Origin of the sequence: Amycolatopsis sp. 2-15 (assembly GCF_030285625.1) — a bacterium.
Taxonomy (GTDB): domain Bacteria; phylum Actinomycetota; class Actinomycetes; order Mycobacteriales; family Pseudonocardiaceae; genus Amycolatopsis; species Amycolatopsis carbonis.
Map to the genome: position 1 here is coordinate 412,610 of NZ_CP127294.1, position 22,087 is coordinate 434,696.

General features: G+C 72.4%; 14 protein-coding genes and 2 pseudogenes. 5 read left to right on the forward strand and 11 right to left on the reverse strand.

What is annotated here, in order from left to right; genetic code table 11:
* Position 1: 1 nt before the first annotated feature.
* The gene (locus tag QRX50_RS01880; protein ID WP_285970268.1) at positions 2–3,424 is read right to left on the reverse strand and encodes an ATP-dependent helicase; all 3,423 of its coding nucleotides are present in this window, start codon (positions 3,422–3,424) and stop codon (positions 2–4) included.
* Positions 3,421–6,594, reverse strand: a complete 3,174-nt coding sequence (locus tag QRX50_RS01885) for an ATP-dependent helicase (RefSeq protein ID WP_285974326.1) — start codon at positions 6,592–6,594, stop codon at positions 3,421–3,423. The genes QRX50_RS01880 and QRX50_RS01885 overlap by 4 nt, the downstream gene beginning before the upstream one ends.
* 139 nt (positions 6,595–6,733) lie before the next feature.
* Between QRX50_RS01885 and QRX50_RS01890 the strand changes: the two genes are divergently transcribed.
* Together QRX50_RS01890 and QRX50_RS01895 are read left to right on the forward strand one after the other, a co-directional pair.
* Positions 6,734–7,075 carry an MGMT family protein gene (locus QRX50_RS01890; RefSeq protein ID WP_285970269.1) on the forward strand — a complete coding sequence of 114 codons (342 nt, stop codon included), beginning with the start codon at positions 6,734–6,736 and terminating at the stop codon, positions 7,073–7,075.
* 14 nt (positions 7,076–7,089) lie between these two features.
* Positions 7,090–7,907: pseudogene (locus tag QRX50_RS01895) on the forward strand (siderophore-interacting protein).
* Positions 7,908–7,980: 73 nt separating this feature from the next.
* Here the strand turns inward: QRX50_RS01895 and QRX50_RS01900 are convergent.
* Together QRX50_RS01900 and QRX50_RS01905 are read right to left on the reverse strand one after the other, a co-directional pair.
* On the reverse strand, positions 7,981–8,775 hold the full coding sequence (locus tag QRX50_RS01900; protein WP_285970270.1) for a uroporphyrinogen-III synthase: 795 nt from the start codon (positions 8,773–8,775) through the stop codon (positions 7,981–7,983).
* Positions 8,768–9,745 (reverse strand): helix-turn-helix transcriptional regulator, encoded by a 978-nt coding sequence (locus tag QRX50_RS01905; protein ID WP_285970271.1) that lies wholly within the window; start codon positions 9,743–9,745, stop codon positions 8,768–8,770. The genes QRX50_RS01900 and QRX50_RS01905 overlap by 8 nt, the downstream gene beginning before the upstream one ends.
* A gap of 61 nt (positions 9,746–9,806) precedes the next feature.
* Between QRX50_RS01905 and QRX50_RS01910 the strand changes: the two genes are divergently transcribed.
* Entirely contained in the window at positions 9,807–10,205 is a 399-nt protein-coding gene (locus QRX50_RS01910) for a DUF3224 domain-containing protein (RefSeq protein ID WP_285970272.1), read from the forward strand.
* 11 nt (positions 10,206–10,216) lie between these two features.
* Positions 10,217–11,335 (forward strand): DNA glycosylase AlkZ-like family protein, encoded by a 1,119-nt coding sequence (locus tag QRX50_RS01915; RefSeq protein ID WP_285970273.1) that lies wholly within the window; start codon positions 10,217–10,219, stop codon positions 11,333–11,335.
* Here the strand turns inward: QRX50_RS01915 and QRX50_RS01920 are convergent.
* A complete protein-coding gene (locus tag QRX50_RS01920) occupies positions 11,332–11,805 on the reverse strand; it encodes a MarR family winged helix-turn-helix transcriptional regulator (protein WP_285970274.1) in 474 nt (157 codons plus the stop codon). The genes QRX50_RS01915 and QRX50_RS01920 overlap by 4 nt on opposite strands.
* Before the next feature lie 263 nt (positions 11,806–12,068).
* Between QRX50_RS01920 and QRX50_RS01925 the strand changes: the two genes are divergently transcribed.
* Entirely contained in the window at positions 12,069–13,112 is a 1,044-nt protein-coding gene (locus QRX50_RS01925) for an FAD-dependent monooxygenase (protein WP_353074083.1), read from the forward strand.
* Positions 13,113–13,300: 188 nt separating this feature from the next.
* Here the strand turns inward: QRX50_RS01925 and QRX50_RS01930 are convergent.
* The 6 genes and pseudogenes from QRX50_RS01930 to QRX50_RS01955 all read right to left on the reverse strand — a co-directional run bounded on the left by QRX50_RS01930 (position 13,301) and on the right by QRX50_RS01955 (position 22,077).
* Positions 13,301–14,402 (reverse strand): annotated as a pseudogene (locus QRX50_RS01930) (uroporphyrinogen-III synthase).
* Positions 14,399–14,737, reverse strand: coding sequence for a nitrite reductase small subunit NirD (nirD, locus tag QRX50_RS01935; protein ID WP_285970275.1), 339 nt, complete (start codon positions 14,735–14,737; stop codon positions 14,399–14,401). The pseudogene QRX50_RS01930 and the gene nirD overlap by 4 nt, the downstream one beginning before the upstream one ends.
* Entirely contained in the window at positions 14,734–17,253 is a 2,520-nt protein-coding gene (gene nirB / locus QRX50_RS01940) for a nitrite reductase large subunit NirB (protein WP_285970276.1), read from the reverse strand. The genes nirD and nirB overlap by 4 nt, the downstream gene beginning before the upstream one ends.
* On the reverse strand, positions 17,253–18,590 hold the full coding sequence (locus QRX50_RS01945) for an MFS transporter (protein ID WP_285970277.1): 1,338 nt from the start codon (positions 18,588–18,590) through the stop codon (positions 17,253–17,255). The genes nirB and QRX50_RS01945 overlap by 1 nt, the downstream gene beginning before the upstream one ends.
* 32 nt (positions 18,591–18,622) lie before the next feature.
* Positions 18,623–20,038: an FAD-dependent oxidoreductase gene (locus QRX50_RS01950; RefSeq protein WP_285970278.1), complete on the reverse strand. Its 1,416-nt coding sequence runs from the start codon at positions 20,036–20,038 to the stop codon at positions 18,623–18,625.
* Positions 20,035–22,077 (reverse strand): molybdopterin oxidoreductase family protein, encoded by a 2,043-nt coding sequence (locus QRX50_RS01955; RefSeq protein WP_285970279.1) that lies wholly within the window; start codon positions 22,075–22,077, stop codon positions 20,035–20,037. Before QRX50_RS01955 ends, QRX50_RS01950 begins: the two co-directional genes overlap by 4 nt.
* Positions 22,078–22,087 lie beyond the last annotated feature (10 nt).

The following is a 22,087-nucleotide window of genomic DNA, read 5'->3' on the forward strand; positions in this document are numbered from 1 at the left end:
GTCACTCGCGCGGGACGCTGCGGAGCAGGTCACGCAGGCCTTCGGCGTCCAGGAGGTCGGCGGGGCTGAGCGTGTGCCCGTGGCGGACGTAGTGGAACGCGGCGCGCACGCGGTCCACCGGCACGTTCTTCAGCGCCGCCCACGCGAGCCGGTACGCGCCGAGCTGCACGGCGAGCGCGGGCAGGCGCTCGGCTGACGGCACGGAGCCGGTTTTCCAGTCCACCACCGTCCAGCCGCCGTCGGGATCCGCGTAGACGGCGTCCATCCGGCCGCGCACGGTGATGCCCTCGACGTCGGCCGAGAACGGCACCTCCACGGCCAGCGGCACCCGCTCGGCCCACTCGCTGCGTTCGAAGGCTTCTTGCAGCGCCTCGAAATCGGAGTCGGGAGCCTCGCCGAGGTCGGCGGCGCCGGGCAGGTCGTCGATGTCCAGCAGGCCCTCGCCGGAGAAGCGCTGTTCGAGCCAGGTGTGGAACGCGGTGCCGCGCCGGACGAAAGTGTTGGGCGGCAAGGGAAGCGGGCGGCGCAGTTTCCGGGCGAGCGCTTCGGCGTCGGCGGCGAGCTCCACGAGCTGGCTCACGGAAAGCTGGGCCGGCAGCACGACCCGGTCCACAGTGGCCTGGGCACGGGCGCGTTCGGCGAGCAGGACGTCGGTGTCGGCGGCCCAGCCGTCGGGGTCTTCGGGGTCGACCGCGTCTTCGTCTTCGTCGTCGTAGGTTTCTTCGTCCTCGTAAGGTTCTTCGTCGAACTCGTCCGGTTCGGGCGGGAGCGGCACCTCGTCGTCCTCGGCGACGCCGAACAGTTCCGGCGGCTCGGATTCGGCCTTCACCGGCTGCGGCGCTGTCGCTTCCGGCGTCTCAGTCGTTTCGGGCAAGGCCGCCATCGCGGCGAACACCATCTCAACCCCCGTCGAAACCCCGGTCCGCCGGTCCCCCAGTGGGTCGACGGGCCAGCTCGCCTTGCGCGAGTCCGCGACCAGCGGGTTCTCCTCGTCGTCGGCGGGTTCGTCGGCCCACGCGTCGAGCACGCCGATCGGCGGGTCGGCCTCGCGCAGCACGTCGGCGATCTCCGTGAGGAACACCGACGGTCCTTTCGCGCGCGTGCTGCTCTCGTTCCACCAGTGGCCGGACACGATGAGCGCGCGTTCCGAGCGCGTGAGAGCGACGTAGCAGAGTCGGCGTTCCTCGTCGGCCTCCCGCTCGGCGAAGCCCTCCTCGTGCAGTTCGAGGGCCTCCTGCACCTCTTTGCGGTCGAACCCGTCGGACACGCGCAGCTCGGGCAGGTCCGCCGAGTCGCCGCGCAGCAACGCGGGCAGCGACGTCGCGGTGCGCAGCCACGACGAGGACCGGCGCTTGCTCGGGAACACCTCAGCCACGAGGTGCGGCACGGCCACGACCTCCCACTCCAGCCCCTTGGCGGAGTGCACGGTGAGCACCTGCACGCGATCGGGCACCACCTCGACCTCGCCGGGGGTGAGGCCGTCTTCGGCGTGGGCGGCGGTGTTGAGGTAGTCCACAAAGGACAGTAGCGTCGCGGTCGGCGCCGTCTCGGCGTAGTCGGTGACGACTTCGGCGAACGCGTCGAGGTGCGCGCGGCCGGCCGAGCCGGGGCGGGCGAGGGACTCGACATCGAGCAGCAGCGTGCGTTCGACGTCGGCCACGAGCTCGGGCAACGACTGGTCGAGACGCCGGCGCAACGCGGCCAGCTCCGCGCCGATGCGCCGGATCCGCCGGTAGCCGTCCTCGGAGTAGCGCTCAGGCTTGCCGGGTTCGTCGACGGCGTCGATGAGCCCGGCCTGCTCGGCGCGTTCGGTGACGAGCACGGGTTCGTCTTCGGAATCCGCCTGTGGCACGGGCGAAGACAGCTCCCCCGCGCGCCGCCACAGCGCGGCCAGGTCCGCCGCCGCGAGCCGCCACCGCGCGCCGGTGAGCAGCCGGGCCGCCGCGCTGCCGGCGAGCGGATCGGCCAGCACCCGCAGCGTGCTGACGAGATCGGCGACCTCCGGTTCGTCGAGCAGCCCGCCGAGGCCGACGACCTCCACGGGCAACCCGCGCATGCGCAACTCGGCCGCGATCGGCGCCATGTCCGCGCGCCGGCGCACCAGCACGGCGGCCGTCGGCGGCTTGCCCATCTCCTCTTTTTCGGCGAGCCAGCGCCGCGCCAGCGCGTCGGCCACCCACTCGCGTTCGGCGCGCACGTCCGGCAGCAGCGCCACGGCGATGTCCGCCGGGCCGGCGCCCTCGCGCGCCCGCAGCGGCTCGACGCCGAGGCCGCGGGCCCGCAACGGCTCGGCCACGGCGTTGGCCAGGTCCAGGATCTGCGGCGGGTTGCGGAAGCTGGTGAGCAGGCCGAACTCGTGCGCGGGCGCGAGCCGCCCGTCGGCGTGGCGCGGGAAGTCGGTGGTGAAACGCGGCAGGTTGGCGGCCGAAGCGCCGCGCCAGCCGTAGATGGCCTGGGCCGGGTCGCCGACGGCCGTGACCGGCATCGGCGCGTGGTCTCCGCCGCCGAACAGCGACCGCAGCAGCACGCGCTGCGCGTGGCCGGTGTCCTGGTACTCGTCGAGCAGCACGGCGCCGTAGCGCTCGCGTTCGCCGGTGATCACGGCCGGGTAGCCGTCGGCCAGCTGTGCCGCGAGCGACATCTGGTCGGCGAAGTCGAGCGCACCCTCGGCCCGTTTGCGCCGGTGGTAGGCCTCGACGAGCGGCAGCAACGCGAGCCGGAACCGTTGCGCCGCCATGACTTCCTGCAGCTTCTGCGGAAGGGCCGCCCGCTGGCCCTTGGCGCGCGGGGCGTTCTCGATCACCTCGCACAGCCACGTCGTGTACTCCGCGAGCCGTTCCGTCGACACGAGGTGCTCGCCGAGCTCCCCGGCCAGTGCGAGCAGCTGCGCCGTGACCGACGACGGCACGCGGTCGGTGTCGAGGTCGTCGTCCCATGTGGACACCACGCGGTGCGCGAGCTGCCACGACGACGTCTCCGACAGCAGCCGCACCCCTGGCTGCACCGGCAGCCGCAGGCCGTGTTCGGACAGCAGCCGCCCGGCGTACGCGTGATAAGTCAGCACGGTGGGCTCGCCGGCGACGACCGTGGCGCGCAGCCCGCCCGTCGGGTCCAGCTTCTCCAGCAGCCCAGACCCGGCCAGGCGCCGCAGCCGGGCGCGCACGCGTTCGCCGAGCTGGCGCGCGGCCTTGCGTGTGAACGTCAGGCCCAGCACGCGCTCGGGGCTCACGATCCCGTTGGCCACCAGCCACACCACGCGGGCGGCCATCGTCTCCGTCTTGCCCGCGCCGGCGCCGGCGACGACCAGCGACGGCTCCACGGGCGAGGCGATCACCGTGGCCTGCTCGGGGGTCGGGCGGTGCAGGCCCAGTGCGTCGGCGATCTCCGCGGGCTCGACCGGGTTGGCGATGAGCCGGAAGCTCACGGGCCGGTCACCTGCCTACCCTCGGGGCGCAGCGGGCAGCAGCCGCGGGCGGGACAGCGGTCGCAGTCGGGGTTCTCGTGGGCCTGGTAGTCGGGCCCGGCCGCAGCGGCCGCCGCCGAACGCACGAGGTCGAGCCACTGCCGTCCGCCGTCGTCGTCGAGCGGCGGCTGGTCGCGTTGCGTGGCGCCGGTCTTGTTGTTGGTCTTCGCGACGTACACCAGCCGCGCGCCACCCGGGGTGTTCTTGCCCTCGATCGCGCCGAGCAACACGGCGAGCTGGTACGCGGCGAGCTGCGGGTGCTGCTCGGCGTCGGCGCTGGACACGGGCACCTTGCCGGTCTTGATGTCCACGATCACCGGGCGACCGTCCTTGTCCAGCTCCACGCGGTCGACGCGGCCGCGCAGCATCACGCGCACCTCGTCGTCGCCCATCGGCAGCTCGACCTCGATGTCCTGCTCGACACCGGCCTCGATCAGCTCCTTGCGGCTGCCTTCCAGCCACGCCACGAAGTTGCGCAGCATCTGTTCCACGCGGTTGCGCTCGCGCCGGGAGAACCACGGGGCTCCCGCGTCGACGCGCACCCACGCGTCGTCGAGCGCGGCCTGGATCTGGTCTTCGGTGCGGCCGCCCGCGACGGCCTGTGCGAGGCCGTGCACCAGCGTTCCCGTGACGGCGGCGAGCTGCGCGGGATCGCTGCCGCCATGGCGCTCGACGAGCCAGCGCAGCGGGCATTTGACCAGGATTTCCACCGTGGACGGTGAGATCCGCATGAGGTCACCGGGTTTGTGCACCGGCTCGTCGGTGGAGGACGGCAGCAGGCCGTACCACGTGCTGGGGTGCGCGCCGGGCACACCGGCGTCGGCCAGCCGCGCGAGCTGCTTCGCCGCACGGGCCCGGCGTTCGGGGTCGGCCTTGTCGTCGCACACGACCTCACGCAGCTCGCCCACGAGCTCGGCCAGCACCAGCGAACGGCCGGGTGGCTTCATGCGGGAGTCGAGCGCACCGTCGTCGGCGCCGTTCTCCTCGAGGTCGTCGAGGAAGCGCGAGGGCTGCTCGTCCTCACCCGCCACGGCCGTGACCAGCAACGTCCGGCGCGCACGGGCGGCGGCGACGTAGAACAGGCGCCGCTCCTCGGCCAGGATCGGGGCGATGGCGGAGACCTTGTCGCCGTCGTCCACTCCGGACAGCAGGTCCACGAGCCGTTCCACCCCGAGCAGGGAACCGCGCAGGCGCAGGTCCGGCCACGCGCCTTCCTGCACGCCCGCCACGGCCACCACCGTCCACTCGCGACCCGCGGCCGCGTGCGCGGTCAGCAGCGACACGCCCTCACCCGGGATCGCGGCGGGCGCCAGCGTGTCCCCGGCGATGTTCTGCGACGACAGGTAGTCGGCGAACGACGCGACGCTCGCCCGCGGCAACCGGTCGACATAACGACCGGCGGCGTCGAACAACGCGACCACGGCGTCGAGGTCGCGGTCGGCCTGCGCGCCTAGCGAACCGCCGCGATCGACGAACCGCAACAGCCGTTCCTGCAGGCCACTGGCCTCCCACAGCTCCCAGAGAACCTGCTCCACGCCTTCACCGCGCGCGACCGCCTGGTGCGTGACGCCCAGCAGCTTGCCGACACGGCGCACCGGCGTCGCCTCGGCGTCGGCGAGCCCGACCAGGATGTCGCCGCCGCGCAGCGCTTCCACGAGCAGTTCGTCGCTGGAGCGCTGGCCGCCGCCGGCCAGTTCGAGCCGGCGCAGGCCGCGGCGGACGCGGCGCAACGCGAGCGGGTCGGCACCGCCCAGCGCCGAGGACAGCAGCATTTCGGCGAGGTCGACGTCGAGCAGCTCCGGTTCGGCGGCGATCCGCAGCACGGCCAGCAGTGGCCGGACAGCGGAGTGCTTGGCCAGCGGCAGCTCTTGCGTCGCCGAGCCGATCGGCACCCCGGCCGCGCGCAAAGCTCGTTGCAGGACCAAGAAAGTCCGCGCGGGCGAGCGCACGAGCACCGCCATCTCGGACCACGGCACGCCGTCGACGAGGTGGGCGCGGCGCAGCTGGTCGGCGATCCAGCTCGCCTCGGCGGCGGGCGTCGGCATCAGGCGGACGCGGACTTTGCCCCCGCGTTTCCCTTGCGGCGACACGAGTTTCCGGTGCTGCGACGCACCCGGCAGCGTGGCGCCGAGCTTCGTCACGGCCTCGCGCACGGCCGGGGCGAGCCGATGCGAAGTGGTGAGCGTGACCGTGCGATCGCCGTCGGAGTCCGCGTCGGCGAACAGCCGGGGATCCGCGCCACGGAAGGAGAACACGGACTGGTCGGGGTCGCCGGCCACCACGAACTCGGCCGCGGTCCGGCCGATCTGGCGGATCAGCTGGATCTGCAACGGATCGAGGTGGTGGGCGTCGTCCACGAACAGGTGCCGCACACGGCCACGTTCGCGATCGCGCAGCTCCTCGTCGTCTTCGAGGGCGAGCAGGGCGGAGGTGACCAGCTCGGCGGCGTCGAGCGCCGGGGCGCTGCGGACGCCGAGCGCGTTGCCGCCCGCGCCCTGCAGCTGTGTGACCTCCTCGTACTGCGCCCAGAAGTGCCCGGCCGCGACCCACTCCTCGCGGTCCTTGCGGTGGCCCAGCTCCACGAGGTCCTCGGGGCCGAGCCCGCGTTCGGCCGCGCGCATCAGCAGGTCGCGCAGCTCCTCGGCGAAGCCCGGCACGAGCAGCGCCGGACGCAGCTGGTCCGGCCAGTCGGGGGCGCCGACCTCGAGGTCACCCTGCAGCAGCTCGCGCACGACCACGTCCTGCTCCGCGCCGGCCAGCAACCGCGGCGGCGGCAGCTCTTCGGCGCGGGCTTCGAGACGGAGCAGCGAAAACGCGTACGAGTGCACCGTGCGCACGAGCGGTTCACTCACCGTGCGCGGCAGCACCGACGACTGCTCGGGATCGGCCGTGAGGCGGCGCGTGATGTCGGCCCGCAGCGCGTCGGCCGCGCGGCGCGACGCGGTGAGCACGAGCACGCTCTCCGGGTCGGCGCCGTCGGCGATGCGGCGCGCGGCCGCGGTGGCGAGCAAGGTCGTCTTCCCGGTGCCGGGGCCGCCGAGCACGCGGAGGAACCCGGCGGGCGGGGACAGCAGCCGGCGTGCGCCCGCGTCCCAGGCGAACGTGGGTGCGCCGGCGACGGGCGGGCGCACGAGCCGCGCCTGTCCGTGTGCTGTTCTCCGCCCGTTCACACCAGCGATGGAACCATGCTGACACGCACGGGTGGCGCACCGGCACGCCTTTCCGGGGTCGGGACGTTGAACTGTCGGGGTGGTGCGGCAAAGTGCGGGGATGGACGACGAACTGCACGAACGGATCCGGGCTGTCATCAAGGACGTGCCCGCGGGGACCGTCGCGACCTACGGTGACATCGCCACGCTCAGCGGCGCGCCGTCACCCCGGCTGGTCGGGCGCGTGCTCGCCGAAGACGGGCACGACCTGCCGTGGCAGCGGATCCTGCGCGCCAACGGCACTCCGGCGCCGCACCTGGCCCACCGGCAGCTCGAACTCCTGCGCGCGGAGGGCGTGCTCGCCGACGGCCAGCGCGTGAACCTGCGCGAGTACCGGTGGCGGCCGGACGGGCTCGCGGCAGAGGATGGCCCGGCGGGGCTGTTTGAGATCCCCGATATTTAGGTTGGGTTTACCTAATGGCATTGCTGACTTCGCACCGCGGCCGGGTCACCGCGGTCCGGCGGGTCACCCCGCACATGGCCAGGATCACGTTCGGCTGCCCCACACTCGCGGCCGTCTCCGGTGTCGGGCCCGACGCGTACATGAAGGTGTTCTTCCCGCTGCCGGGCCAGGATGAGCCGCAGCTACCGCCCGCGCCGCAGACCGGCGACGTGATGTCCTGGTACAAGACCTACCTCGCCATGCCCGACGGGGTCCGGCCGCCGATGCGCACCTACACCGTGCGCGCGCTGCGCCCCGAGCTCGAGGAGGTCGACGTCGACTTCGTCCTCCACGACGACGCCCAGGGCCCGGCTTCGGAGTGGACCGCGCGCGCCGCGGCCGGCGACCTGGTGGCGTTCGTGGGCCCGCACAGCCTGTACGACGTGCCTCCGACCTCCGACTGGCAGCTCCCGGTGGGCGACGAGACGGCGCTGCCCGCGATCGGCGCGATCGTGGAGAGCTGCCGCAGTCCGCGCGGGCCGCCGTGTACGTCGAGATCCCCGATCGCGCGGAGCGTCAGACCTTCGAGACCGTCGGTGCCGTCGAGCTGCACTGGGTCGTGCGCGGCACCCGGCCCCACGGCGAAGCCCTGGTCGAGGCCCTCCGCACCGCCACCCTCCCCGGTGGCGCGCCCTACGCCTGGGTCTCCGGCGAGGCGAACGTCGTGAAACACGTCCGCCGCCACCTCGTCCGCGACCGCGGCTTCGACAAGGCGGCCATCTGCTTCACGGGGTACTGGCGGCAGGGGCTGAGTGAGGAAGCGGTGGGGAGGGAGCGGGCGGAGGCTTCCTGAGCAGGCCGCCAGTGCCGGCTGGTCGCGGCGGAACTCGGCGATGAAGCCATCGGCGCGAGCGGGCGGGCGTTGCCTAAGCGCTGCCCAGCGTCGAGACGACCAGCTTCACCAGCGCGCCCAGGCGTTGCCGTTCGGGCTGATGGGTGGGGATACCGGCAGCTTCCAGCGGCGCCGCCGTCACAGGGCCGACGCAGAACGTCTTGACCGCGCCGCGGCGGAGGGCGTCGTGGGCGCCGGTGGGGGCGGTGAGCGTCAGGAAGTTGGTGGCGGCCGGGGCGCTGGTGAAGACGAGGGCGTCGACTTCGGCGGAGACGATGTCGTGCGCGAGGGACAAGACCGGGGCGGTGTCCGCGGGTGAGTGCCAGCGGTAGGGCTGCACCGCTACCACCTCGGCGCCCACCAGCCGATCGGTGAACTCCGGCAGCGGAGCGCCGTGCAGCTGCACGGCGACGCGCTCGTTCTCGACGCCCGCGGCGACCAGTGCGTCGAACAGCTCCGCGTTGCTCTCCCCCGGTGCCGAGAAGTCCTCGCGCAAGCCCATACCTCGCACTGCGCCGACAGCTTTCGGGCCGCGCGCGAAGATGCGGGACGCGCCCAAAGCCGTGAACAGGTCGTCCTTGAGGCCCCAGCCGTCGGCGGCGGCGAGCCAGCCGCGGAAGCCGGCGCCGGTCGTGACGGCCGTGAACGCAACCGGCGCGGCCAGCACGGCTTCGGTGCTGAGCCGAAGCTCGGGGTCTTCGGCGAGGGGCACGATGGTGATCGTCGGCGCGTGGCGCACCTGCGCGCCGTAGCGAAGCAGCGCCGAGATGAGGTCGTCGGCGCGGCGTTCGGCCGTGACGCCGATCCGCACCCCGTCCAGCTCACCCATAGGTCGCGTCCATCTCCCTGATCGCTTCCGCGAGCCGCGCCCGCAGGTCCGCCGGCTCGAGCACCTCCAGGTGAGGCCCGAACCGCAGCAGCTCGCCGATCGCGGGTTCCCCCGGCTCGACCGGCAGCCGCATCGTGAGCCAGCCTTCCTCATCGGCGACCGCGCCGCCGTCCAGGGCCTCGCGCAGCGCCCGCGCCCCGACGCTGCCCGCGTAGAACGGCAGCAGCCCCTGCGCCCGCGGCGACAGGCGCACGGTCGCGAGCCGCGGGTACATGCGCCGTTCGAACTGCTCCGACCACTCCTGCCAGTAACGAGGCAGGTCGAAATCCGCCGGTCGCTCGAACCCCTCCCCGAGGTCCGTCAGCTCCAGGATCCGCGAAATCCGGTACGTGCGATCGGTCCCCTCGCACCGCCCGGCGAGGTACCAGTTGCCCGCCTTGAGAATCAGGCCGAGCGGCTCCAGCACACGCTCGACCTCACGCTGGCCCCAGCGTTCGTAGCGGATCCGGATGCGATGGCTCGACCACACGGCGTCGGCGACGGCGGACAGCACCGGCAGGCTCTCGATCCCGCGGTGCCACCCGGGGACGTCGAGGTAGAACCGCTCGGCGACGCGCCCCGCGCGGCTGCGCAGCTCCTTCGGCAAGGCGGCAGACAGCTTGAGCTGCGCCGCCGCCAGCACCGTACCGAGCCCCAGCTCCGCTGCGGCCGCGGGCAGCCCGGCCAGCGAAAGCGACTGCGCCTCCTCCTCGGTGAGCCCGGTCAGCCGCGTGCGGTAGCCGTCGACCAGCTGGTAGCCGCCGGCGCGGCCGCGGTCGGCGTAGACGGGCACGCCGGAGGCCGACAGCGCCTCGATGTCGCGGTAGACGGTCCGGACGGAGACCTCCAGCTCGGCGGCCAGTTCCTCGGCCGTCATCCGGCCGCGGTTCTGCAGCAGGAGCAGCACCGTGAGCAACCGGGACGCGCGCATGAATCGAGTATGACCGAAAATCCTGACACAAGCTGACAGGTATGGGCGGTTGAGTGGTCCCATGAACACGTTCAGCATGAAGAACTGGGACGAACACCTCGCCAGCGGCAGCGAAGGCGGCCCGCGCGTGGCCTACGCGCACGCAACGATGGAGTACCGCGGCGTGATCGAAGGTGAGTCGATCTGCGATTACCTGCTGTACTACGCGGGCGAAGGTTACGACGGCGGCGGCACCACGTCACCGAGCTTCGAGCGGTTCGACGCGACTGTCGACGGCCGCCGCGGCACGTTCGTGGTCCGGCACGAGGGCGGTTTCGACCCGAAGGGCATCTGGTCGAAGTTCGACGTCGTGGCCGGCTCCGCGACGGGCGAGCTCGCCGGCCTGACGGGGTCGGGCACGGTGCAGGGCACGATCGGCGAACCGACGGTGTCGTACACCTTCGACTACGCGCTGAGCTGAAGGAGGCCGCTGTGCTCGAGGTGTCACGCAAGCAAGCGATGGCGTACCGGGTCGCGCGGCACGGCCTGCACCGGGACTTCGCGGACCCGGTGGCGTCGCCACTGTTCGACCTCGGTCTGCAGGACAGCATGCGTGACACCGCCTTGCTCGCGCTCTCGGCGCGGTCTTCGTCGCCGGTCGAGCCGACATCCCTTGTGGACGATCCGCACGTGGTGCTCGTCTGGTCCCACCGCGGCGCCCCGCACTTCCACCGGCGCGCAGCCCTGCGCGAGCTCGTGACGTCGCTGATCCCCCTCGACGACGCCGACGCCCTGGCCCGGATGCTGTGGCAGAAAAAGGAAATCGGCGCGACGGGGGTGCCCGCGTCGGAGGTGCTCTTCACCGCGGCGCGGGCCATCCGCAAGGTCGTGACGCAGCCGATGTCGAAGGGCGCGGTGAGCGCCGCCGCCACCCGCGAGCTGCCGCCGGAGTACTCCCGCTGGTGCCGCCCCTGCAACACCACGCACATCCAGGAGCAGCTCATGCGGCTGGCCACCCTCCACGGCGGCGTGCGCCTGGAGGCCGATCAGTCCCCGGCGACGCTGGCACCGCTGGAAGACCGGGGCCGCATGCGGACATCACCCGACGCGGCCGCCGTTTCGCGCGTGGTGCGCGGCTACCTGGTCGCGAACGGGCCCGCCACCCAGGGCGACGCGGCGGGTTTCGTGGGCACGGCGAAAACGGCTCTGTCAGCTGCCTGGCCCGATGATCTGGTCGAGGTCAAAGTGGACGGTCGCCGGGCGTTCCTGCCGGCCGATCAGGTGGCCGCGCTGGAGAACCCGCCGACACCGTCGGTGGTTCGGCTGCTGCCGCCGCTGGATCCGTTCACCCAGGCCCGGGACAAAGCCGTGCTGGTGCCGGACAAGGCCCGCGCGAAGGAGGTGTGGAAGATCCTCGGCAGCCCTGGCGCGTTGCTCGTGGACGGTGAGCTGATGGGCGTCTGGCGCACCCGCGGTTCGGGCAAACGCCTGGCCTTCACCGTGACCGCGTTCGACCCGCTTCGCGCAGCCGATCGGGCTGCGGCCGAGGAAGAAGCTTCCCGCGCCGCCGCGGCCCGGGGATACGCGGATCTCTCCGTCACCTGGGCCTAGTCCACTTCGGACAGCCGGGCCGTCAGGTCGTCGACGAACCGGTTGAGCAGCGTGCCGAACGTCCGCTGGTCCTCGACGGACCAGTCGGCCACCGCCTCGCTGAACCAGCTCAAGATGGCTTGGAGGTAGCGCCCGGCCGCGGCGGCGCCCTCCGGCGTGAGCTCGATGAGGCGGGCGCGCTGGTCGTCGGGGTCGGCGACGCGGCGGACGAGGTCGCGCTTCTCCAGGGCGTTCAGGTGGCGCGTGACGTGCGGGCCGACGACCTGCATGCGCGTGGCGATCTCGCCGACGCGCAGCGGTTTGCCCGCCATCTGGAGGGTGATGATCACGGTGAGCGCCGGCCGGTCGAGGGCGAGGCCGGCCTGCTCCATGGCGCGTTCCCCGAGGTGGCTGCGGTTGAGCACCGTGCTCAGCTGCATCAGGCGCGGCAGCACCGCCAACGGGTCGAGCCGGCCTTCAGTGTCGCTCATCACACCTCTTACATACCTAAGTTAGCTATATAGTTGCCTCGCGCGCAGGAGTCGTCCAGGGCCCGCCGCGCTCGCGAGAAGCATACCTAACTTAGCTATCGAGGAGACACCATGACCACCGTCCTGATCTCCGGCGCCAGCATCGCCGGCCCGCGCTGGCCTACTGGCTGCGTGAATACGGCTTCGACGTCACCGTCGTCGAGAAGGCCGAGGCCCTGCGCGGCGGCGGCTACCTCATCGACATCCGCGGCACCGCCCTCGGCGTGGTCGAGCGCATGGGCCTGATGCCGCGGCTGCGCGAGGCCCACGTCGACACGCGCAGGATCACCTTCCTCAACGCCGACGGCAGCACGGTCGCGTCGCTGCGCCCGGACGCCATCGCCGGCGGCGAGGGCCGCGACCTCGAAGTGCGCCGCGGCGACCTCGCCGAAGCGCTCTACCGCACCATCCGCGAAGAGGTCGAGTTCCTCTTCAACGACAGTGTCGCCGCCCTCGACGACCACGACGACGGTGTCGACGTGACCTTCCGCAGCGGCCTCCGCCGCACGTTCGACCTGGTCATCGGCGCCGACGGCCTGCACTCGGGGGTCCGCGCGCTGAAGTTCGGTCCCGAAGAGCAGTTCCACACTTACCTCGGCTACTGCTTCGCCGGCTTCACGATGCCCAACACCTTCGGCCTGCACCGCGAGGGCGCCCTCTGGAGCCTGCCCGGCCGCGGCGCCGCGCTCTACGCGGTGGGCGAGAACGAGGAGGTCCACGGCTTCCTCAACTTCGCGCGACCCGAGCCGCCGTTCGCGGCGTTCCGCAACCCGGACGCGCAGCGCGAGCTCGTCGCCGAGGTCTTCGCCGGCGACGGCTGGGAAATCCCCCGCATGGTCGAGGCGATGCGCACAGCCGACGACCTGTTCTTCGACGTCGTCAGCCAGATCCACCTGCCGCGCTGGTCCTCGGGCCGGGTCGCGCTCGTCGGCGACGCCGCGTTCGCGCCGTCGTTCCTCACCGGCCAGGGCTCCAGCACCGCGCTGGTCGGCGCGTACGTGCTCGCGGGCGAGCTGGCCACCAACGCCGACCACACGACGGCGTTCGATGCCTACGAAGAAACCGCGCGCCCGTTCGTCGAGCTGAACCAGGCCCTGGTCTCCGAAGGCAACGCCACCATGTTCCCCGCCACGGCCGAAGCGCTGGCCACCCGCAACGCCGAACTGCGCCGGCTCACCGCGCTGCCCGACGCCCCCGGCCGCCCGGAACACAGCGCGCTCGAACTGCCGGACTTCGCCGGTCGACGGCCGGCCGGCAGCCGCGCCTGACCAGGGTGCACCTCCTCGCGGAGAGCACGGAGAGCACGGGGACCGAGACGGCCGTCGCCGGCCGGCGGCTCCCCGAGGCGCACGAACTCCGGGCCTCGGTACTCCGGATGCCGGCGCACAGATCCGGCTCTACCGTGCCAACGGGCGCCGCCTGGATGCGCGGTGCGGCTCCAGTATCCGCGCCGGCTTCACCGATCGACGGCCAGCCGGTAGCCGCGTTTGACCACGGTCTGGATCACGGCCGGGCCACCGAGGGCGGTGCGCAGGCGGCCGATCGCGGTTTCGACCGCGTGTTCCTCGCCGCCGCCCGGGAGGGAGGTGGTGAGTTCGCGGCGGGAGACGACGCGGCCGGGCGAGTGGGCCAGGGCGCGGAGCAGGGCCATGGGGGCGGGGGCGATGTCGTGCCAGTCGCCGTCGAGGAGGACGGCGTGGCCGCGCAGCTCCAGTGCGTGGCCGGCAACCGTGAGGCGCGGGGTGCGGGCCAGGAGCGCGTCGGTGATGGTGCGGGCGAGGGCGCCGAGGCGGGAGCGCGCGGGCTGGACGGTGGGGATGCCCAGCGCGGCGAGGGGTGCGGCCGTGATGGGGCCGACGCAGGCGACGACCGCGCGCGACGTCAGGGCGTCGACCAGAGCGGGCAGCCGGCCGGTGCGGCGGGCCAGGGCGAGCGTCGACGCGGCGGCCGGCGCGGAGGTGAAAGGCAGAGCGTCGACGGTGCCGTCGAGCACGGCGTCCAGCAGGCGATCGAGCGGACCGGGGTCGGCCGGGCCGACCCAGCGGTAGACGGGGATCTCGATCACCGCCGCGCCCGCCGAACGCAGGGCCTCGGTGAAGAACGGCAGGGGTTCGCCGTGGAGCTGCACGGCGATCGTCAGACCATCCACACCGGTCAAGTAGGTACTGCAGCACACCCGCGTTGCTTTCCGACGGTGGGGAGTAGTCCTCCGACAAGCCCGCGGCCCGCAGGGCGCCGGTGGCTTTCGGACCGCGGGCGACGAGGCGGGCACGCGAGAGGTGGGCCAGGAGCGTGTCGCCGAGGTTCCAGCCCTCGGCGGCCTCCACCCAGCCGCGGAAGCCGATGCCGGTGGTGGCGACCACGACGTCCACCGTGGACTCCAGCAGCCGTACGGTGGCGGCGTGCAGCTCGGTGTCGTCGGCGAGCGGGACGATGCGGATGGCCGGCCCGTAGCGCACCGCAGCCCCCTTGCGCACCAGCAGCGCGCCGAGCTCCTCCGCCCGGCGCGCCGCGGTGATGCCGGCGACGAAACCCGCCAGCGGGAGCACGTCCGTCACGGGGAGCCCACCTCGACGATCCCTTCCCGCACCCGCACGCGGTAGACCGGCACGGAAACACCCGGAGCGTCCAGGCACTGTCCGGTGTGGAGCGAGAACCGTTCCTTGTAGACCGGCGACGCGACCACGGGCTCACCCCCGACGTCACCCACGATCCCGCGCGACAGCACCGCCGCACCGCTGCACGGGTCCCAGTTGGACAGAGCGAACCACTCCGAGCCGACGCGGAACACGGCCACCTGCTCGCCCTCGACCAGCGCCGCCGCGCCGGAGCAGTCGCCCACCCGCGAGGCCGCGCACACAGCCGTCCAGGTTCGTTCGATCGACGTCGTCATCGCCGCACCTCCGATTTCTCAAGCCGCGGTACACCCAGCAGCACCGGAACCCGTTGCGCGCGCTCCGGCCGGAACGAAATCGACGGGTCCGGCGTACCCGGCGCGTTCACGAACGAGCTGAACCGGGCCAGCTTCTCCGGATCCTCCAGCACGCCGCGCCACTCGTCCTCGTAGTCCGTGACGTGCTTGGCCATCGCGGCGTCGAGGTCCTCGCAGATGCCGAGGCTGTCGTCCACGATCACGGCGCGCAGGTGCTCCAGCCCGCCGTCGAGCTCCTCCAGCCACGGCGCCGTGCGCTGCAGCCGGTCGGCGGTGCGGATGTAGAACATCAGGAACCGGTCGATCGTCCGAATCAGCGTCGGCGTGTCCACATCGGACAGGAATAGTTGCGCATGCCGCGGGGTGGCGCCGCCGTTGCCACCGAGGTAGAGGTTCCAGCCGTGCTCGGTCGCGATCACGCCGAAGTCCTTGCCGCGCGCCTCCGCGCATTCCCGCGCGCAGCCGGAGACGCCCGACTTGATCTTGTGCGGCGAACGCAACCCGCGATACCTCAGCTCCAGCTCGATCGCCAGGCCGACGCTGTCCTGCACGCCGTAGCGGCACCAAGTCGACCCGACACACGATTTCACCGTCCGCAGCGCCTTGCCATACGCGTGCCCGGACTCGAACCCCGCGTCCACGAGCCGCCGCCAGATCTCCGGCAGCTGGTCCACCGTGGCGCCCAGCAGGTCGATCCGCTGGCCGCCGGTGATCTTCGTGTACAGCCGGAAATCTTTCGCGACCTGCGCGATCACCATCAGCTTCTCCGGCGTGATCTCGCCACCGGGGATGCGGGGCACAACCGAGTAGCTGCCGTTGCGCTGCAGGTTGGCGAGGAACTTGTCGTTCGTGTCCTGCAGCGTCGCCTGTTCGCCGCCGAGGATGTGGCCGTTGCCGAGCGTCGCGAGGATCGACGCGACCGCCGGCTTGCACACCGCGCAGCCCGAGCCCGTGCCGTAGCGGCTGACGAGCTCGCTGAACGTGGTGATCCGCGTGGCCCGCACGATCTCGAACAGCTCCGCGCGCGACTGGGAGAAATGTTCGCAAAGCGCCGTCGACTGTTCGACTCCGCACGCGTTCAGCAACTTCGCCAACATCGGCACACACGAGCCACAGGACGTGCCCGCTCGCGTGCACGCCTTGAGCTTGCCGACCGAGTCACAGCCGTCCTCGTGGATGGCCCGCGTCAAGGCACCCTTGGAAGCGCCGTTGCACGAACAGATCTGCGCCTCGTCCGGCAACGCCTCCACGCCGACCGCCGCGCCGCCACCGGCCGGGGCGAGCAGCGCACCCGGCTCCGCGGGCAACGGACGGCCGACCAGCGCCCGCAGCGTGTGGTACTCGGCCGCGTCGCCCACCAGGACGCCGCCGAGCAGCGTCCGGCCGTCGTCGGTGACCACGAGCTTCTTGTACGTGCCGGCCACAGCGTCGTTCACCGCGACTTCCAGCGCGCCCTCGGTCACCGCATGTGCATCGCCGAAGCTGGCGACGTCGACCCCCATCAGTTTCAGCTTGGTGGCCGTGTCCGGCTCGGGGAACGATGCCGCTCCCCCGGTGAGCCGCGCCGCGACGACTTCCGCCATCGCGTACCCCGGCGCGACGATCCCGTATACCCGCCCCTCGACGGCCGCGCACTCGCCGATCGCGAACACGGCCGGATCGCTGGTGCGGCACTCGGCGTCGACCAGCACCCCGCCGCGTTCGCCCACTGCCAGGCCACACTGACGCGCCAGATCATCCCGCGGCCGGATACCCGCGGAGAACACCACGAGGTCGACGTCCAGCTCCGTGCCGTTGCCGAGCTTGGCCAGCAGCCGGGACCCGTCAGCTTCGAGTGCGTCCGTCGAGGTTCCCGTGTGGACGGTCACGTCCAGCCGCTGGATGAGCCGCCGCAGCAGCGCGCCGCCGCCTTCGTCGACCTGCAACGGCATCAGCCGCGGCGCCATCTCCACGACGTGCGGCGACAAGCCGAGGTCCCGCAGCGCTTTGGCGGCCTCCAACCCGAGCAGCCCACCGCCGATCACCACCGCGGACCGCCGCCCACGGCCCGGCTTCGACGCCGCCGCACGGATGGCGTCGAGATCCTCGATCGTCCGGTAGACGAACACCCCCGGCAGCTCGCGGCCTGGCACCGGCGGCACGAACGGCCGCGAGCCCGTGGCCAGCACCAGCGCGTCATAGTTCTGCACGCGACCGGACGCAGTGGTCACCGTGTGGGCAGCCCGATCGACCGCCACCACGGCGTCACGCAGCCGAAGATCCACCAACGGATCGTCCGCGTAGTCCGCACCAGCCAACGCCAACGCCGACGGATCCCAGGTGTCCGCATAAGACGTCAGCGCCACCCGGTCGTACGCGGGCCGGTTCTCTTCGGCCAGCACCACCACCCGCCACTCGCCGGCCGTGTCCGCCGCGCGCAGCGCTTCGACGAGCCGGTGCGCGACCATGCCGTGCCCGGCCACCACGAGTGTCTTCATCAGACCTCCGCCCCGGCCAGCGCGACCTGCGCCCGCGCCGCGGGTTTGCGCAGGTACACCGCCCACGTCACGCCCACGCACACCCCGTAGAACACGAGGAAGCCGACGAACGCGGGAATCCCGCTGTGCGCGTCGGCGAACGACTGCCGGAACGCGAGGTTGATGAACAACCCGCCCAACGCGCCGATCGCCCCCGCCAGCCCGATCAACGCGCCCGACAGGCGACGGGCCTTGAGCAGTTCCGCGGCCTCGTCACCGCCGAGGTCGATGGCCGCACGCGCCTTCACCTGGAAGATCGCGGGGATCATCTTGTACGTCGAGCCGTTGCCGATCCCCGTCAGGACAAACAGGGCGATGAACGCGACCGTGAACAACACCAGCGAGTCCGTCGACGAGGCCAGCACCAGCACCACCGTGGCCAGGGCCATCAGGCCGAACGTCGCGAACGTGACCCGGCCGCCGCCGAGCCGGTCGGACAGCCGGCCACCCAGCGGCCGGGCCAGCGAACCGAGCAACGGCCCGAGGAACGTCACGGCCGCGGCCTGCAGCGGCGTGCGGCCGAACTGGTTCTGCAGCACCAGCCCGAACGCGAAGCTGTAGCCGATGAACGACCCGAACGTGCCGACGTAGAGCAGCGACATCACCCATGTGTGTCCATATCGGACGACCTCGCGCATGGCCTTGGTGTCACCACGGACCGTGGCGAGGTTGTCCATGAACAGCGCCGCGCACAGGGCCGCGATCACGATCAGCGGCAGGTAGATGTACAACACCAGCCGCGGCGCGGTCGCCCCGGCCGTGCCGATCACCAGCAACCCGACCAGCTGGATCACGGCCACACCCAGGTTGCCGCCGCCCGCGTTGAGCCCGAGTGCCCAGCCCTTGTACCGCTCCGGATAGAACGTGTTGATGTTCGTCATCGACGACGCGAAGTTCCCGCCGCCGACGCCACCCAGCGCGGCCATGAGCACGAAGGTGCCCAACGAGGTCCCGGGGTGCAGCACGATCGCGGTCAGCACGGTCGGCACCAGCAGCAGGCCCGCGCTGAAGATCGTCCAATTGCGACCGCCGAACTTCGCCACCGCGAACGTGTAGGGCAGCCGCATGATCGCGCCCACGAGCGTCGGTGTGGACACCAGCAGGAACTTGTCCGCCGCCGAGAACCCGTACGCGGGACCCATGAACAGCACGATGACCGACCACAGTGTCCAGATCGAGAACCCGATGTGCTCGGCGAACACGGAAAACCACAGATTGCGGCGGGCGATCCCCTTCCCGGTCGTCTCCCAGAAGGTCTTGTCCTCGGGTGCCCAGTACTCGATCCAGCGATTCTTCACGGCGTCCTCCTTGGCAAGAGAGAGTCGAGTGCTCACTGCGCCGCCAGCCAGCCCGCGACAGCCGACACGGTGTCGTGGCAGCCGCCGCAGCCGGTGGTGGCGCGGGTGGTGCGGGCCAGCGCGGCGACGTCGGTGGCGCCACCGCGCCACGCGTCGACGAGCCGGCCCTTGGTCACGGCGTTGCACCGGCAGATCAGCGCCGACGCCGGCAGATCGGCGGGACTCGCGGCCGCCGGCGCGCCCGCTGGCAGCGCGCGGCCGAGCAGCACGGCGAGCCGGTCTTCGGGCAGCGGGATGCCACGGTCGTGGAACTGCGTGACGGTAGCGGCGGCGTCCGGCAGGCCGAGCAGGATCGCGCCGGTCACGCGGTTGTCGCGGACCACGAGCTTGCCGTAGCGACCGCCGGACGGGTCGTCGATCGTGAGCACGTCGGCGTCGCCATTCGCGTGCGTCTCGCCGAGCGCGGTCAGGTCGACACCACGCGCCTTCAGCCGCGTGACCACGGTGGTGCCCCGGTAACGCGCGGCGGTGTCGGCACCGGTGAGCAGGTCCGCGAGCACGGCCGCCTGCTCCCACGCGGGCTGCACGAGCCCGGCCGGCGCGTGGGCGTGCCGCGCGCAGTCACCGAGCGCGTGGATGCGGCCGTCACTCGTGCGCAGCAGGTCGTCGACTAGCACGCCGCGGTCCACTTCGAGGCCCGCTGCCTCGGCGAGCGAGGTCTCCGGGCGGACGCCCGCGGCGACCACCACGAGGTCGGCCGGGACGAAGCTGCCGTCGTCGAGCTTCACGCCGTCGCCGGGCAGGTGGCGCGCGGCCGTGGCGTCGAAGCGGAAGGTCACGCCCAGCTCGGCGAGCCGCCGCGCGAGCACGCGGCCGGCGCCGGCGTCGAGCTGGCGTTCCATCGGGTGGCCGTGCGGGTGCACCACGGTCACGTTCGCGCCGCGCCCGGCCAGGCCCCGCGCGGCTTCGAGACCGAGCAGCCCGCCGCCGAGCACCACGACGGGTGCGCCGGGCCGGGCGGCGTCGAGGATGCGGGTGCAGTCGTCGAGGGTCCGGAAGGTCGCGACGCCCGGCCCCGGCTCGAGCCCCTCGACCGGTGGGAGCCACGGCGCGGCGCCGGTGGCGAGCACGAGCGCGTCGTACTCCAGGGCGCCGTCGGTGGTCTCCACGCATCGGTTCGCGCGGTCAAGACCCGTGACGGAGGTCCGCAGCCGCAGGTCGACGTGAGCGCGAGCCGCCCAGTCCTCGTCGTGCAGCCGCACGGTCGCCGCGCTCAGTCCGCCGGCGAGGACGGACGAGAGCAGCACCCGGTTGTACGCGGGATGCGGCTCGGCGCCGACGATCGTCAGCCGCACCCGCTCCGCCGACGGGTCCCGGCGGCGGATCTCGTCGGCCAGCCGAGCCCCGGCCATCCCGTAGCCGGCCACGACCACGCGCCGGGCGCTCATGCATCCACTTTCGACAGGGCGACCGCGCACACCTTGAACTCCGGCATGCGGCTCACCGGGTCGAGCGCCGGGTTCGTCAGGAGGTTCGCGCGCCCCTCGCCGGGGAAGTGGAACGGCAGGAACACCAGGTCGGGCCGCAGCGAGGCGACGCACCGAACCCGGGCGACCGTCTCCCCGCGCCGCGAGCGGACCCGCGCCCGCTCCCCTTCGACGAGGCCCGCGCGGGCGGCGGTGTCGGGGTGGACCTCCACGAACACCTCGGGCACCACGTCCACCAGCTCCGGGATCCGGCGCGTCTGGGCGCCGGACTGGTAGTGCTGCAGCACCCGGCCGGTGGTGGCCTGCAAGGGAAACTCGGCATCGGGCAGCTCCGCGGGCCCGGTGTGGTCGACGGCGACGAACCGCGCCCGGCCGTCCGGGTGGGCGAAGCGGTCGAGGAACATCCGCGGGGTTCCGGGGTGCTCCGCCGAAGGCACCGGCCAGTGCAGCGCCTCGCCGGCGCGCAGCCGGTCGTAGGTGACGCCGGAGTAGTCGGCCGTGCCGCCCTTCGACGCCGCACGCAGCTCCTCGAAGACCGTCGGAGCGTCCACCGGGAACCGCTCGGCGGGCTGCCCGAGCCGGGTGGCGAGTTCCCGCAGCACGCCGAGGTCGGACCGGACACCCACCGGTGCGTCGACCGCCTTGCGGCGCAGCAGGATCCGGCCTTCGAGGTTGGTGAGCGTGCCGTCTTCCTCGGCCCACTGCGTCACGGGCAGCACGACGTCGGCGCGCTCGGCCGTCTCCGACAGCACGAAGTCGGCGACCAGGAGAAAGTCCAAAGCGGACAGTCGATCTTGGACCCGCCGGGACCGCGGCGCCGACACCACGACGTTGCTGCCGAACACCAGCAACGCCTTCGGCCCGCGCTCCTGCCCGAGTGCCTCGAGCAGCTCCGTCGCCGAACGGCCCGGCCCCGGCAGGCTTTCCGGCGCGACACCCCACACTCGGGCAACGTGCTCCCGCGCGGCCGGGTCGTCGATCTTCCGGTACCCCGGCAGCTGGTCCGCCTTCTGCCCGTGCTCGCGCCCGCCCTGGCCGTTGCCCTGACCGGTGAGACAGCCGAACCCGGAGCCGGCGCGGCCGGGCAACCCCAACGCCAGCGCCAGGTTGATCCACCCGCTGACGTTCGCCGTCCCGGTCGCGTGCTGTTCGGTGCCCCGCGCAGTCAGCACGTACGCGTTGTGCGCCTCACCCAACATCGCAGCAGCCCGGCGTTGATCCGCCGCCGCAACCCCGGTCACGCGCTCGGCCCGCTCCGGCCACCAGGCCGCGGCAATGTGCCAGGCTTCGTCGAACCCGGCCGTCCGGAGATCCACATAGGACTTGTCGAGGTGCCCCTCGGCGACCACCGCGTGCAGGATTCCCAACGCCAAAGCCAGATCCGTCCCCGGCGCCGGCGCGAGATGCAGGGCCGCGAGCTCGGCCGTCGGCGTGCGCCGCGGGTCGATCACGATCAGCTCGGCACCCCGCAGGTGCTGCATGAACGGCGGCATCGTCTCCGCCGAGTTCGCCCCGGCCAGCAGCACGACGTCCGCGTCCGCGAGATCCGTGACAGGGAACGGCAACCCGCGATCGGCGCCGAACGCCTTCAGCCCCGCCGCCGCGGCCGACGACATGCAGAACCGGCCGTTGTAGTCGATCTGCGAAGTTCCCAGCGCGACCCGAGCGAACTTCCCCAGCAGGTAAGCCTTTTCGTTGGTCAGCCCACCGCCGCCGAAGACCGCGACGGAGTCGGGCCCATGCGACGAACGCAGCTCACGCAGCTTCGCCGCGACCAGATCCAGCGCCTCGGCCCAGCTCGCCGGCGTCAGCTCACCGTCGCGCCGGATCAGCGGTGTCGTCAGCCGATCGCCGGAACGCAGGAGCTCCCCGGACGTCCAGCCCTTCTGGCACAGGCCACCCGCGTTGACCGGGAAGTCGCGCGGCGTGACGCGCGTGCCCGTCAAGCGCATCCCGCACTGCAACGCGCAGTAGGGGCAGTGCGTGTCGACGTGCGGCACGGGCGCTCCT